General features: G+C 70.8%; 15 protein-coding genes. 12 read left to right on the forward strand and 3 right to left on the reverse strand.

The features are described 5' to 3' along the window. The first annotated feature begins 14 nt into the window (after window positions 1–14). Together J2X20_RS12890 and J2X20_RS12895 are read left to right on the forward strand one after the other, a co-directional pair. Window positions 15–596 (forward strand): TMEM175 family protein, encoded by a 582-nt coding sequence (locus J2X20_RS12890; RefSeq protein WP_310265312.1) that lies wholly within the window; start codon window positions 15–17, stop codon window positions 594–596. 1 nt (window position 597) lies between these two features. Next, on the forward strand, window positions 598–1,194 hold the full coding sequence (locus J2X20_RS12895; protein WP_310265315.1) for a YdeI/OmpD-associated family protein: 597 nt from the start codon (window positions 598–600) through the stop codon (window positions 1,192–1,194). 3 nt (window positions 1,195–1,197) lie between these two features. Here the strand turns inward: J2X20_RS12895 and J2X20_RS12900 are convergent, their stop codons facing one another. Beyond that, complete coding sequence (locus J2X20_RS12900) at window positions 1,198–2,388, reverse strand: GGDEF domain-containing protein (RefSeq protein WP_310265318.1); 1,191 nt, start codon at window positions 2,386–2,388, stop codon at window positions 1,198–1,200. A 109-nt stretch (window positions 2,389–2,497) separates the two neighbouring features. Between J2X20_RS12900 and J2X20_RS12905 the strand changes: the two genes are divergently transcribed. Genes J2X20_RS12905 through J2X20_RS12930 form a run of 6 tightly spaced genes read left to right on the forward strand, consistent with a single transcriptional unit; the run spans window position 2,498 to window position 9,017 of the window. Beyond that, entirely contained in the window at window positions 2,498–3,391 is an 894-nt protein-coding gene (locus J2X20_RS12905; protein WP_310265320.1) for a diacylglycerol/lipid kinase family protein, read from the forward strand. A 10-nt stretch (window positions 3,392–3,401) separates the two neighbouring features. Continuing rightward, on the forward strand, window positions 3,402–4,688 hold the full coding sequence (locus J2X20_RS12910; RefSeq protein WP_310265322.1) for an alanine racemase: 1,287 nt from the start codon (window positions 3,402–3,404) through the stop codon (window positions 4,686–4,688). Further along, window positions 4,688–5,806 (forward strand): lactonase family protein, encoded by a 1,119-nt coding sequence (locus tag J2X20_RS12915; RefSeq protein WP_310265324.1) that lies wholly within the window; start codon window positions 4,688–4,690, stop codon window positions 5,804–5,806. Before J2X20_RS12910 ends, J2X20_RS12915 begins: the two co-directional genes overlap by 1 nt. A 9-nt stretch (window positions 5,807–5,815) precedes the next feature. Then, entirely contained in the window at window positions 5,816–6,280 is a 465-nt protein-coding gene (locus tag J2X20_RS12920) for a CreA family protein (RefSeq protein ID WP_310265326.1), read from the forward strand. After that, entirely contained in the window at window positions 6,277–7,431 is a 1,155-nt protein-coding gene (locus J2X20_RS12925; protein ID WP_310265329.1) for a GGDEF domain-containing protein, read from the forward strand. The genes J2X20_RS12920 and J2X20_RS12925 overlap by 4 nt, the downstream gene beginning before the upstream one ends. After that, the gene (locus tag J2X20_RS12930; RefSeq protein WP_310265331.1) at window positions 7,431–9,017 is read left to right on the forward strand and encodes an acyl-CoA dehydrogenase family protein; all 1,587 of its coding nucleotides are present in this window, start codon (window positions 7,431–7,433) and stop codon (window positions 9,015–9,017) included. The genes J2X20_RS12925 and J2X20_RS12930 overlap by 1 nt, the downstream gene beginning before the upstream one ends. On the opposite strand, the gene J2X20_RS12935 is transcribed toward J2X20_RS12930, so the two are convergent. Then, window positions 9,014–9,763: a substrate-binding periplasmic protein gene (locus J2X20_RS12935; RefSeq protein WP_310265332.1), complete on the reverse strand. Its 750-nt coding sequence runs from the start codon at window positions 9,761–9,763 to the stop codon at window positions 9,014–9,016. The two genes, J2X20_RS12930 and J2X20_RS12935, sit on opposite strands and share 4 nt — an antisense overlap. 139 nt (window positions 9,764–9,902) lie before the next feature. Here J2X20_RS12935 and J2X20_RS12940 point away from each other — a divergent pair, with 139 nt between their 5' ends. Beyond that, on the forward strand, window positions 9,903–10,097 hold the full coding sequence (locus J2X20_RS12940; RefSeq protein WP_310265333.1) for a hypothetical protein: 195 nt from the start codon (window positions 9,903–9,905) through the stop codon (window positions 10,095–10,097). On the opposite strand, the gene J2X20_RS12945 is transcribed toward J2X20_RS12940, so the two are convergent. Beyond that, a complete protein-coding gene (locus J2X20_RS12945; RefSeq protein ID WP_310265335.1) occupies window positions 10,091–10,741 on the reverse strand; it encodes a response regulator in 651 nt (216 codons plus the stop codon). The genes J2X20_RS12940 and J2X20_RS12945 overlap by 7 nt on opposite strands. Window positions 10,742–10,929: 188 nt before the next feature. Here J2X20_RS12945 and J2X20_RS12950 point away from each other — a divergent pair, with 188 nt between their 5' ends. The 3 genes from J2X20_RS12950 to J2X20_RS12960 all read left to right on the forward strand — a co-directional run bounded on the left by J2X20_RS12950 (window position 10,930) and on the right by J2X20_RS12960 (window position 13,228). Beyond that, window positions 10,930–11,259 (forward strand): BON domain-containing protein, encoded by a 330-nt coding sequence (locus tag J2X20_RS12950; RefSeq protein WP_310265337.1) that lies wholly within the window; start codon window positions 10,930–10,932, stop codon window positions 11,257–11,259. Between the two features lie 123 nt (window positions 11,260–11,382). Further along, on the forward strand, window positions 11,383–11,796 hold the full coding sequence (locus J2X20_RS12955; protein ID WP_310265338.1) for a response regulator transcription factor: 414 nt from the start codon (window positions 11,383–11,385) through the stop codon (window positions 11,794–11,796). Window positions 11,797–11,806: 10 nt separating this feature from the next. Next, a complete protein-coding gene (locus tag J2X20_RS12960) occupies window positions 11,807–13,228 on the forward strand; it encodes a CHASE3 domain-containing protein (RefSeq protein ID WP_310265339.1) in 1,422 nt (473 codons plus the stop codon). Window positions 13,229–13,310 lie beyond the last annotated feature (82 nt).

The following is a 13,310-nucleotide window of genomic DNA, read 5'->3' on the forward strand; positions in this document are numbered from 1 at the left end:
CTAGACTTGTCGCGATGAACAAGACCCGCCTCGAAGCCTTCAGCGACGGCGTCATCGCCATCATCATCACCATCATGGTGCTGGAGATGAAGGTGCCCCACGGCAGCGACTGGGAAGCGCTCAAGCCGCTGTGGCCCGTCTTGCTGTCCTATGTGCTGAGCTTCGTCTACGTCGGCATCTACTGGAACAACCACCACCATCTGCTGCACGCCGTGCACAAGATCAGCGGCGGCGTGCTGTGGCCCAATCTGCATCTGCTGTTCTGGCTGTCGCTGCTGCCCTTTGCCACCGGCTGGATGGGTGAGAACCATTTCGCGCCCCTGCCCGTGGCCGTCTACGGCGGCGTCCTCGTTATGGCCGCGCTGGCCTGGGTGCTGCTGCAGCGGGCCCTGGTCTGCATTCCCGGCAACAACACCGTGCTGGCCCAGGCCCTGGGCAAGGACTGGAAGGGCAAGATCTCGCCGCTCATCTATCTGGCGTCCATCGCGCTGGCCTTCGTGCACGTCGGCCTGTCGCTGGCGGGTTACGCCATCGCGGCGGCGCTGTGGCTGATTCCCGACCGCCGCATCGAGCACCACCTCAGCCGGAGCGAGTGAAATGCCCACGCTGGACCCGCGCATCGACACCTATATGGCCGGCTTGCCGGAGTTCGCCCGCCCCATCCTTGAGCGCCTGCGCGAGGACGTGCACGCGGCCTGCCCCGACGTCGTCGAGACCATCAAGTGGAGCCGCCCTCACTTCACGCTGGACGGCAAGCTGCTGTGCGGCATGTCCGCTTTCAAGGCGCACTGCGCCTTCGGCTTCTGGGAGCGCGAGGGCGCCGAGCCCGGCCAGAGCGGCGCCATGGGCGACTTCGGCCGCATCACCAGCCTCAAGGACCTGCCCAGCCGCACCGAGCTGCGCAAGCAGATCAAGGCGGCCGCGGCCCTGCTGCAGGCCGGCGCGCCGCGCGCCGCCAAGCCCAACCGCGAGCCACGCCCCCAGCTGGAGATGCCCGACGACTTCGCCGCGGCCCTCGCCAAGGTCAAGGCGGCCAAGCAGCACTTCGAGGCCTTCGCGTCCAGCAAGCGGCGCGACTACCTGGAATGGGTGATCGAGGCCAAGCGCGAGGAGACGCGGGCCAAGCGAATCGCCCAGGCGGTGGAATGGCTGGCCGAGGGTAAGTCGCGCAACTGGAAGTATGAAAACTGTTGAGGTCTAGCCGACAACAGACTGCAGCGTCGAATTCCGCATCCAGTCATCCGCCACGATGACGCGGTTGCGGCCCTTCTGCTTGGCCTGGTAGAGAGCCTTGTCGGCCAGGTGCATCAGCGTTTCCGGCGTGTCGCTCTTGGAAGCCTGGGCGACCCCGGCGGACAGCGTCACGCGCAGCGGTTGGCCGCCGTCGCCCTTGAGTTCCAGCGCCTCGACGGCCAGGCGCACCTGCTCGGCCAGGTGCTTGGCGCCCGCCACGCCCGTCGCCGGCAGCACCAGGCCGAACTCCTCACCGCCCAGGCGGCCCAGCACGTCGGAGCCGCGCAGCCGCGCCCGCGTGCAGGCTGCGACGGCCTTCAGCACCTGGTCGCCGACGACATGGCCGTGCTGGTCGTTGACGCGCTTGAAATGGTCCAGGTCCAGCATGACGAAGCTGACCGGCTGGTTCTCGCGCCGGCCCCGCTCCAGCGAGTGCGCCAGCAGCGACACCGCCGTGTTGTGGTTGACGGCACCCGTCAGCCCGTCGACGCTGGCCAGCTCGCGCATCTGCGCCGCCATGCGCTCGAAGCCGGCCAGCACGAAGCCGAAGCCCGCCGCCAGCACGGCCATGAAGGCCAGCATGAAGATGGCGCTGCTCCAGAAGGTCGACGTGCCTGCCGGCAGATGGCCGCCGCCCGCCCACCAGACCGCAAAACACACGCGCAGCACCAGGGCCAGGTTGGCCAGCAGCAGCATCAGCGCGACGACCCGAAAGGACAGCTCGCCTCGCCAGCCCTGGCGCAAGGCCATGACGGTGGCCGGCAGCAACAGCGCGGCCATGGCGGCCGACATGGTGCCGGCCCGTGCCGGCGTGCTGGCGTCGAGGATGAAGGGAATGGCCAGCGTTGCCCCCGCCAGCAGCCAGTGCTGCCAGACCCTGAGGCCGCGGTTGAGCAGATGCCAGCACACGGCCGAGGCCAGCTGGGCCAGGCCCAGCATCAGCAGCAGATTGCCGGCCAACAGCGTCAACCAGGCGGGCAGCCAGGGCTGCACTGCAAAGCACAGGAAGCCGCCGCAGAAGGACCTGGCAGCACCGCTCAGCCGCCTGAGCTCGCCGCGCTGCAGGCCGCCCCGCCCCGCCATCTCCAGCAGCAGGGTGAGCAGGCCGAAGCCGACGACGAGCATCAGCACCAGCGTCGGTACATCCAGCGTCATGCGCACCAGCTCCCATCCCGGGTTTTGACCAGTGTAGGCAGAGCGCCGCTGGACGTCGCCAGGGTCTGCGCCGATGGCGCGGCCCGCCCGGCGCGGATTCAATGCCGGAGTGATCGCCCCTGCCCTGACTCCGGCCCTGTGCCTGCTGAATCCGCATGCCGCCAACGGCCGTTGCGCCGCCCTCGCCGAACCACTGCGCGAGGCCCTGCCCCAGGTGCCCCTGGTGCTGCCCGAGAATGTCGCCGCCGCGCGCCAGCGCCTGCTGGCCCTGCCCGAGGGCAGCCGCGTCATCGTGGCGGGCGGCGATGGCACCGTGCACCAATTGCTGCCGGCTCTCGTCGCGCGCAAGCTGCAATTGGCCATCCTGCCCGGCGGCACCGGCAATGACCTGGCCCGCGCCCTGGGCCTGGCCCGCATGGGCTGGCGCGAGGCCCTGGCCCATGCCCAGAGCGCGCCGGCCTCGGCCATGGACCTCGGCGAGATCACGGCGCCCGAGTGTGGCACCCAGCTCTTCATGTCCAGCCTGACGGCCGGCTTCGACGCCGCCATCGCCATCCGCGCCCAGGCCGCGCCCAACTGGCTGCGCGGCCAGCCGCGCTATCTGTGGGCCACGCTGAACGAGATCGGACGGCTGCGCGTCTACCCCTTGCGCGTCGAGGCCGATGGCCAGCTGCTGCACGACGGCCCCCTGCTGTTCGCCTCCAGCCTCAATACGCCGAGCTATGGCAGCGGCATGCCGGCGGCCCCCGGCGCGCGCATCGACGACGGCGAACTGCAGCTGCTGCGCGTCGGCGCCTTCGGGCGGCTGGGCGCCCTGGCCATGATGCCGCTGCTGCTGACCGGCCTGCATCTGCGCCACTCAAACATCCACCTGAGCGCCTTCAAGACTCTGCGCCTGACCTCGCCCCAGCCGGTGCCGCTGGCCGTCGACGGCGAGCCCCTGCCCTCGGCTACCGACATCAGCGTGCGCGTGCGGCCCCAGGCCCTTCACGTGGTTCGTTGATGATGTGCCCATGGATCAAGACGACGACACTCCCCGCCCCGGCTGGCTGGGCCCCTGGCTGAAAGGCTTTCCGGCCCTGCAGCCGCCGCTGCCGCTGGCCGACGTGGCCCAGCGCGGCTGGACTCTGCAGGAGCTGCCCACGCCGCTGGCCGTGGTGCGCCAGCAGGCCCTGGCCCACAACATCGCCTGGATGCAGGACTTCGCGGCCCGCCATGGTGTGCAGCTCGCGCCGCATGGCAAGACGACCATGAGCCCCCAGCTTTTCAAGCGCCAGCTCGACGCCGGTGCCTGGGGCCTGACCTTCGCCAATGTCCACCAGTTGCGCCTGGGCCTGGCCGCCGGCGCGCGCCGGGCCCTGATCGCCAACCAGCTCATCAGTGCGGCCGACCTCGCCGAGCTGCTCGAGTTGCGCCGCCGCCATGCCGGCCTGGAGCTGGCCTTTTTTGTCGACTCGCAGGCCCAGCTCGACCTCATCGCCGCGCACTGGGCCCAGCTCGGCGGCGCCGAGGCCCGCATCGATGTGCTGGTCGAACTCGGCACCTCGCGCTGCGGCGTGCGCGAACACGGGCCGGCCCTGGCCCTGGCCCGCGCCCTCAAGACCCACCCGGCCCTGCGGCTGCGCGGTGTCGGCTTCTACGAGGGCCTGCAGATCCAGGGCGAGAGCACGCCCGACGTCGCCCTGATGCAGCAGTGGCAGGCCCGCCTGCAGGCCCTGCTGGATGCCATCGAGGCCGAAGGCCTGCTGGACGCCGACGCCCAGCCGCTGTGGCTCAGCGGCGGCGGTTCGGCCGCCTTCGACCTCGTCGCGCCGGTGCTGGCCGGCGGGTCGCGGCGCCTGGGCCTGCTGCGCTCGGGCTGCTATGTCTGCCACGACCATGAGCACTACGGCCGCTATATGCGGACCATGGACGAGCGCATGGGCACCCCGCTGAGCTCGCCCAGCCTGCTGCCGGCCCTGGAGGTCTGGACCCAGGTGCTGTCCTGCCCCGAGCCCGGCCTGGCCCTGCTGAACGCCGGCCGGCGCGACCTGTCTTTCGACGCGGGCTGGCCGCGGCCGGTCTGGCAGCTGCAAGGCGGCGAGCGAATGCAGGCACCCGCCGGCTGGCGCGTCACTGGCCTGAACGACCAGCATGCCTATCTGCGCTGGGACCCCGACGCATGCGACGGCCCGGCTGTCGGCGCGTGCGTCGCCCTCGGCCCCTCCCACCCCTGCACCACCTTTGACAAATGGGCCTGGATGGCCGTTGTCGACGAGGACGACCGCGTCATCGACGCCATCACCACCCAGTTCTGCTGATGCAACGCCGCCACCTGCTGAGCCTGTCCGCCGCTGCCCTGATGCCTGCCACCGCTTCCGCCGCCTCCGCTTCGCCCCGCTTCCTGCATGTCGGTAGCTATGCACCGCCAGGCCAGGGCATCTACAGCTTCGCCATTGCCGCCGACGGCCGCCTCAAGCCCCTGGGCGTCACGGCCAACGCCAACAGCCCGAGCTGGCTGGCGGCCCACGGCCATCACGTCTACGCGGCCGAGGAAGGCGGCGACCATGTCGCCGTCTATGCGCAAGACGCGGCGGGCCGGCTCGAGCTGCTGCAGCGCCAGCCCAGCGGCGGCCGCAGCCCGGCCCATCTCAGCCTGGCTGCGGGCCGCGTCTGGGTCGCCCACTACGGCGACGCCCGCTTTGCCGCCCTGGCCCTGCAGGCTGATGGCCGCCTTGGCGCGGCCGACAGCTGGCCCAGCTGCGCCGGGCCGGACTGCGGCCCCGGCCCGCAGCGGGCGCTGAAGGCCCCGCCGGGCAGCCAGGCCAACAGCGGCCACGAGGCGCCGCATGCCCACATGATCCAGGTCAGCCCCGACGGCCACTGGCTGCTGGGCACCGACCTGGGCCGCGACCGCCTGCTGGCCTGGCCGCTGCCGGCCGGCACGCCGCAAACCCCGGCCCAGGAACTCGCCCTCAGCCCCGGCTCGGGGCCGCGGCACTTCGCCTTCAACCCGCACGAGCCGCGCTGGGTCTACGTGCTGCAGGAGGAGTCGTCCACGCTGTCGACCGTCGAGCTCACGCCCACCGGCCCCAAGCTGCGCGACGAGATCCCGGTGCTGCCGGCCGGCTTTGTCGGCACCAGCTACGCGTCCGACCTCATCGTCGCGCCCGGCGGCCGGCATCTGTATGCGCTGAACCGCCTGCACGACAGCCTGGCCGTCATCGCGCTGGCCCGGCCCTCGAGCCCGCGCCTGCTCGACCACCACTGGGTGCATGGCAGCTACCCGCGCAGCGCCGGCCGCGCCGGCCAGCACCTTTATGTCTGCAACCAGCGCAGCGACCAGCTCAGCCATTTCCATCTGGGCCGGCCCGACAGCCCGCGCTTCACGGGGCGCCAGACCGCGGTCCCCGCACCGGCCGGCGCCTGCGCGCTTTAGACTGGTCCGATGAAGCTCGCTGCCCCCCTGCTGCTGCTCACCAGCACGCTCGCCCTGGCCGAACCCATCGGCTCGGTCGACACCGCCTTCAAGCTCATCGGCCCCGACCACAAGGTCGTCGTCGATGCCCATGACGATCCCAAGGTGCAGGGCGTGACCTGCTACGTGTCGCGCGCCAAGACGGGCGGCATCAAGGGCGCCATCGGCCTGGCCGAGGACAAGGCCGAGGCCTCCATCGCCTGCCGCCAGGTCGGACCCATCGCCATCAGCCAGGCCTTGCCTCTGCAGGAAGAGGTCTTCAACGAGCGCATCTCCCTGGTCTTCAAGCGGCTGCGCATCGTCCGCATGGTGGATGTGCACCGCAACACCCTGGTCTATCTGACCTATTCAGACCGCCTCATCGACGGCTCGCCGCAAAACAGCGTGACCGCCGTGCCGGTGGCCCGCGAAACCCCGATTCCGGTGAAGAAATGAGCTTCACCGCCGCCCTGTTCGCCCTGATGCCCATGCAGGCCCTGGCTGCCGCGCTGGTGCTGATCACGCTGATCGGCTGGCATGGCGCCAATGCCGGTGGACGCTGGGCCCAGGTGGGCATGGCGGCCCTGGCCCTGGGCCTGGCCATGGTCAGCCCCACCCATGGCGAGCGCATGGCCGTGCCGGCCCTGCACAGCATCGGCCTGGCCACCGTCAGCCTCGGCCTGTCGGCGCTGTGGTGGGCCCTGGGCCTTTGGCTGACGCCGCGGCCGGGGCGCTGGGTGATGGCCGCCGCGCCGGCACTGCTGGGCATGGGCCATGCGCTGCTGGTGGGCGACCACGACGTGGCCCAGACCCTGGCCGACGTGGTGCTCGGCGCCCAGCTCGCCTGGCTGGGCGTGGCCCTGACCCTGCCCCAGCGCGCCACGGTGCTGCAGGGCCTGAACAGCCGGCGCTGGCGCCTGCTCGGCCTGGCCGCCGTCCTGCCCCTGCTGGGCGCCATGTTGTGCCGTGCCGCCGTCACCCTGCTCGGCGACACCGCCCCCTGGCCCGACCTGGTGCTGGCCCTGGCCGGCCAGCTCGCCCTGTTGCTGGCCCTGCCCATGCTGCTGCTGGCCTGGCGCGGCCAGACCGAGGCCGAGCTGGCCCGCCTGGCCCAGACCGACGGCCTGACCGGCCTCATCGACCGCAATGCCTTCACCCAGCGCTCGGTCGACCTCATCTCCATGGCGCGCCGCTACGACGAGCCCCTGGCCCTGGTGGTGCTGGACCTGGACGACTTCGCGACGCTGCAGGCCGAGCACGACATGGATTTCGCCGACCGCGCCCTGGCCCTGTTTGCCAGTTGCGTGCAGGCCCAGGGCCGCCTGGGCGACCTGGCCGGGCGCCTGGCCGGCGAGCAGTTCGGCGTGCTGATGGCGCGCTGCCTGCCCGAAGGCCCGCAGGCCCTGGACCAGCGCCTGCGCAAGGCCCTGGCCGAGCGCGCACCGGCCGAGCTGGGCATGCCGCTGTCCTTCAGCGCCGGCTGGGCCAAGCTGCGCCCCGGCGACCGCGGCCTGCCCGATCTGCAGCGCCGCGCCGAGACGGCGCTGTACGAAGCCAAGCGTGCCGGCAAGGGCCTGCTGATGGCCGAGCCCGGAGTCCAGGACTGATGAGCGACAACCTCGTCGACGAATGGGTCGGCCACAACCTGCTGGCCACCGACCCGGCCCTGCTGGCCGCGTTGCGCGAGGCCGCCCCCCAGGCGCTTGAACCCCTGACGCGCTATGGCGCCGAACTCGGCAGCGCCGAGACCGCCCAGCTCGCGCGCGACGCCAATCGCAGCGGCCCGCAACTGCGCCAGCTGGACGCCCGCGGCCGCCGCGTCGACGCGGTCGACTTCCATCCGGCCTGGCACCAGCTGCTGGCCATGTATCGGCGCCAAGGCCTGGTGGCCGATGTCTTCGCCACCGACACGCCGGGCCGCTGGGCCCAGTTCGCGGCCGGCTGCTATCTGCATGGCCAGGTCGAGGCCGGCTCGCTGTGCCCGGCCACCATGACCCAGGCGGCCATTCCCGTGCTGGCCAAGCAGCCCGAGCTGTTCGCGCCGCTGCGCGACAAGTTCTTCAGCCGCGAGCATGACGCGCTGGACCGGCCGCTGACCGAGAAGCCGTCCATCTGGGTCGGCATGGGCATGACCGAGAAGCAGGGCGGCTCCGACCTGCGCCGTGTCACCACCGAGGCCGTCGAACAGGCGGATGGCAGCTTTCGGCTAACCGGCCACAAATGGTTTTTCTCGGCGCCGACCAGCGACGCCCATCTCGTGCTGGCCCGCACCGAGGCCGGGCCGACCTGCTTCTGGCTGCCCCGCTACACCCCCGATGGTGCCCGCAATGCGGTGCAGGTGATGCGCCTGAAGGACAAGCTCGGCAACCGCAGCAATGCCAGCAGCGAAGTCGAGTTCCACGGCGCCTGGGCGCGCCGTCTGGGCGACGAAGGCCGCGGCATCCCGACGCTGATCGAGATGGCCGGCTACACGCGGCTGAACTGCGTCATCGGCAGCGCGGCGCTGTTGCGCGCCGGCTTTGTGCAGGCCTTGCACAACGCCCGCGAGCGCAGCGCCTTTGGCCGCCATCTGGCCGAGCAGCCGCTGATGCAAACGGTGCTGGCCGACCTGGCCCTGGAAAGCGAGGCCGCGATGCGGCTGATGCTGCGCCTGGCGCGCGGCTTCGAGAACAACGAGCCGGCATGGCAGCGGCTGATGACGCCGGCCGCCAAGCTCTGGGTCTGCAAGCGCGCCATCGAATGCAGCGGCGAGGCCATGGAGCTGCTGGGCGGCAATGGCTATGTCGAGGACGGCGTGTTGGCGCGCCTGTACCGCGAGGCACCGGTCAACTCGATCTGGGAAGGCTCGGGCAATGTGATGGCCCTGGACGTGCTGCGAGCGATTGCCCGCGAGCCCGAGGTCGCCTTTGCGCTGCTGGACGAATTCGCCGCCAGCCCCGACGCGCCGGTGCAGGCCGAGGCCCTGGCCCTGCGGCGCCTGCTGGGCGGCGACCCGGCGCCGCTGGAAGCCCAGGCCCGCCGCGTTGCTCAAGGCCTGGTGCTGTGTGCGCAAGCCGTGCTGATGCGCCGGCAATCGTCCGCCGCCGCGGCGGACGCCTTCGTCATGACGCGTTTCGGCGGCGACGGCCGGCTCGTGGGCAGCCAGGCCGTACCCCAGGCTGCGCAAATACTCGACGCGGCGTTGGCAGCTTAGTCGCCGCCGAGGTATTTGCGCACGATGCGCGCCTGGGTGCCGTCCTTCTCCAGCGCCTCGGCCGCCTCGCGGTAGCGCTGGACCTGGGCCGCGTCGACCGAGCGCTTGCTGAACATGGTCTGGGCCGGCTCGTGGGAGATCACGACGGCCGTTGGCACGATGCGGCCGGTCAGGCCCAGCTCGCCCAGCTCCCAGCGCGCCGTCGCCTCGCTGGCCAGCACGCCGTCGACGCGGCCGATGTCCAGCATCTGCCACAGGCTGCGCCGCCCCGAGGCCTGGGTCAGCGTCGCACGAAAGGCCGCGTTGCCGAGCAGCTCCGCATAGGCGGGTCCGTAGACCACACCAATCTGCACGCCCAGCTTGAAGCCCGGCCGCCAGGCCTCCTGCAAGCGCGTCGCGCTGCCGAAATCGGTCTCGCGGCCGGCGCGAACGAAGAGCCGGTTGGCGACGGCGACATGCTGTTCGGCCCAGTAGGCATAGGCCTCGCGCTCGGGCCGCCGCAGCGCCCCCGGCAGCACGTCCAGCCGCCCGGCCTGCAACTCGACCAGGGCGCGCGCCCAGGGCAGTTCGACCCAGACCGCCTTGCAGCCCATGCGCTGCAGCGTCTGCTCGGTCAGCTCGGCCTGCAGGCCGACGATGTGGCCGGCCTCGTCACGCAGGGTGTAGGGCGGGTCGGGATTCCAGCGCACGCGCAGCTCGCAGGCAGCGGCCGGCGACGCGGCCAGGGCAAGCCCGGCAAGGCTCAACAGAAAGCGGATCGAACACACAGCACGCATTGTGGGTGAGGGCCAGCCCTGTCAGCGCACTCCGACAGGCCACCGCGCTGCGCGCCGATACAAGCGGCGCCGCGCTGCGGCCATGCTGGGCCCACATCAGGAGACGCCCATGAGCCTCGACGCCCCTCTGACGCTGCAACCCCTGGCTGAAGCCGCCCCGACCCGCCCGCTTTGGTCGGCGCTGACGCGTTGGTGGTCGCCGGCCACTTCGGCAGCCGAGCCGGTGCTGGGTTATGAATCCGCCCTGCCCTGGACGCTGGGCGAGGACGCGCCGGCCTCGACCGGCGAAGCCGCCTGCTACTGAATCAGCCCGTTCTTCAGCGCGTAATAGGTCAGATCGCTGTTGGTCTGCAGCTTGAGCTTCTCGAGCACGCGCGTGCGGTAGGTGCTGACCGTCTTGACGCTGAGGAACAGAGCCTCGGCGATATGGCCCACGGTCTCGCCCTGGGCCAGGCGCAGGAAGACCTGGAATTCGCGCTCCGACAGCGCCTCGTGCAGGGGCTTGTCGGGCGCCGCGCCGGCACCGGAGCCGCCGACCACGCTGTCGGCCAGCTGCTCCGCCACCGCCGGGCTGATATAGCGCCGCCCGCGCGCCACCAGGCGGATGGCGTTGGCGATCTCGTCGGGATCGCATTCCTTGTTCAGATAGCCGCTGGCGCCCTGGCGCAGCAGCGTCGTCGCGTAATGGGCCTCGGGGAAGCCGCTCAGGATGAGAACGGGCAGCTCCGGGAAGCGCGCCTTGATGGCCGCCAGCGCGTCCACGCCGCTCTGGTCGGGCATGGAGATGTCCAGCAGCAGCACGTCAACCTCGCCGCCGCGCGCCATCTCCAGGGCATCGTGGCCGCTGGAGCCTTCGCCCGTGACGCGCAGGTCGACATGGTCGGACAGGAACTGGCGCAGGCCGGTGCGCACGATGGCGTGGTCGTCGACGATGCCGATACGGATCATGGTGGGCAGGGTGTTGAGGGTGCCGTCAGCGTAGCAGTCCGCCGCGCCGGCCGCGAGAGCCGCCGTCCTACATCGACGCCGGCCGAGTCCGACAGGGCTCCGCGCTTCGGGACTATGCCGCCGCTGCTGGCGCGCCGCGATAGTCAACTCCAGCGGCTCCGTGAAGCCGCCATCCAAGGAGAACTGCAATGCTGAACAAGTCCGTCATCACCCTCGCCGTCGCCACCGCCCTCACGGCCACCCTGGCCGCCACCAGTGGCTGTGCCGTCACCCGCAACCAGGAAACCGTCGGTGCCTATGTGGACGACGCCGCCCTGACCACCCGCGTCAAGGGCAAGTTCGCCGCCGACCCGACCGTCAGCGCGATGGCCATCAGCGTCGAGACGCTGAAGGGCACGGTGCAGCTGTCCGGCTTCGCCAAGTCCTATGAGGAAAAGGCCATGGCCGAGAAGCTGGCCCGCGAGACTTCCGGCGTCGTCGCCGTGCGCAACGACATCGCCGTGCGCCATCCTCAATAAGGCCTGATCAGGGACTTCCCCTAGGAGAAGTCCTACAGCGCGATGCGCTGCCGGCACTGCCGGCCCGACGCGGAAGCAGTCCATACTTGAGCCTCAACACATCCTTTGCGCCGCCGTCGGGCCATGCCAGCACTCAAAGCCTTCATCGTCGAAGACAGTCCGGTGATCCTTGAGAACCTGATTGCGACGCTCGAGGAGCTGGCTCAGGTGGAGGTGGTCGGTTCGGTGGCCGATGAGGCCGGCGCGGTGCGCTGGATGAGCCGGGACCCCGACGGCAATGCCGACCTCTTCATCGTCGACGTTTTCCTGCGTTCGGGCACCGGCCTGGGTGTGCTGCAGGCCGCGCAGCAGCTCGGCATCCGCGCCCGGCGCGTCGTGCTGACCAACTACGCCACCGAGGAAATGCGCCGCCGCTGCGCCAGCCTGGGTGCCGAGCGGGTGTTCGACAAGAGCCGCGAGCTCGACGACCTCATCAGCTATTGCGCTGAGCTGGCCGAACATGCCTCATCAACGCGTCCTGCAGCCGCGGCCAGTTGAACGGCTGACGGTGCTGCGTCATCTCGATCCCTGGCTGGAAGGCGCCAGCCGCAAGCGCGGTCTGGCCGTCGGCTTCGCGGCCCTGGCCGCCGCCGCCGTCATGGGCGTCAGCGAGGCCGCCTTCTGGGGTGCCGACGAGGCGCTGAATCAATCCCAGGCCCGCCACCTGGCGCGCAACGACGGCCTGCGCCTGCGCGAATTGCTGACCGACGCCGAGACCGCCCAGCGCGGCTATCTGCTGACCGGCCGCGACGACTACCTCGCACCCATCAAGCTGGCCGAGCAGGAGTTGCCGACCGTGCTGTCGCGCCTGCGCGGCCAGTACGCCAGTTCCGAATGGGAGGCCCTGGTGGCCGACGCGAGCCGGCGCGCCAGCGAAAAACTCTCCGAGCTGCAGCTCGTCGTCAAGCTCTACCGCGAAGGCCAGGACACGGCCTGGCACGGCCTGGTGGAGTCCGACATCGGCCGCGAGAAGATGCAGGCCGTGCGCGACGCCGTCGGCCAGCTCGACCAGCACGAGCTGGCGCAGATCGCCACCGAACGCGACGCCGTCGTGCGCTCGCTGAACTACGGCCGCATCGGCGTGCACGGCCTGACGCTGATCAGCCTGTTCGGCCTGGCCATCTTCCTGCGCCGCAACGAGGCCCTGCACACGGCCCGTCGCGAACACGCCCAGGAACTGGCGCGGGAGCGCGACCGGCTGGACCGCGAAGTGGCCCGTCGCACCGCCGAGCTGACCGAGCTGGCGCATCACCTGCAGACGGTGCGCGAGGACGAGCGCGCCCACCTGGCCCGCGAGCTGCACGACGAACTCGGCGCCCTGTTGACGGCCGCCAAGCTGGACGTTGCCCGCATCCGCCGCATGACGCGCAACAACGCGCCCGAAATCGACGACCGCCTCAAGCACATGAGCGAGCTGCTCGATCAGGGCATCGCGCTGAAGCGCCGCATCATCGAGGACCTGCGCCCCTCGGCCCTGTCCAACCTCGGCCTCATCCCGGCTCTGGAGATCCTGACCCAGGAATTCGCCCAGCGCTCCGGGCTGCAGCTCAGCCTGGAGTTGATGGAGGCCCCCAGCGACGATGCCAGCCGTCTGGCCATGTACCGCCTGGTGCAGGAGGCCCTGACCAATGTGATGCGCCATGCCAAGGCCAAGCATGTGCGGGTGTCGCTGGCCGAGGCCGACGGTTGGATACAACTGCACATCCGCGACGACGGCCAGGGCTTCAACCCCGAGGCCGTGGGCGCCGGCCACCATGGCCTGCTGGGCATGCGTTACCGCATCGAAAGCCTGGGCGGCACCCTGCAACTGCTGTCCGCGCCCGGGCGCGGCACCTTGGTGCTGGCGCGGCTGCCGCTGCGCGAGGACCCGGAACCCGAACCCGCGCCGGTGACGGCGCCGGGCGAGCTCGCCGGCCCCAGCCCTTCCTGAATTCCTACAGCCCAAGTCTGCGCGGGCCGACAGGTTGCGGTCAGCGCGCCGCCCAAACTTGAACTCAGGTCGCTGCGCCTGC

The sequence above is a fragment of the Roseateles saccharophilus genome, assembly GCF_031458095.1.
Lineage (GTDB): Bacteria > Pseudomonadota > Gammaproteobacteria > Burkholderiales > Burkholderiaceae_C > Pelomonas > Pelomonas saccharophila_A.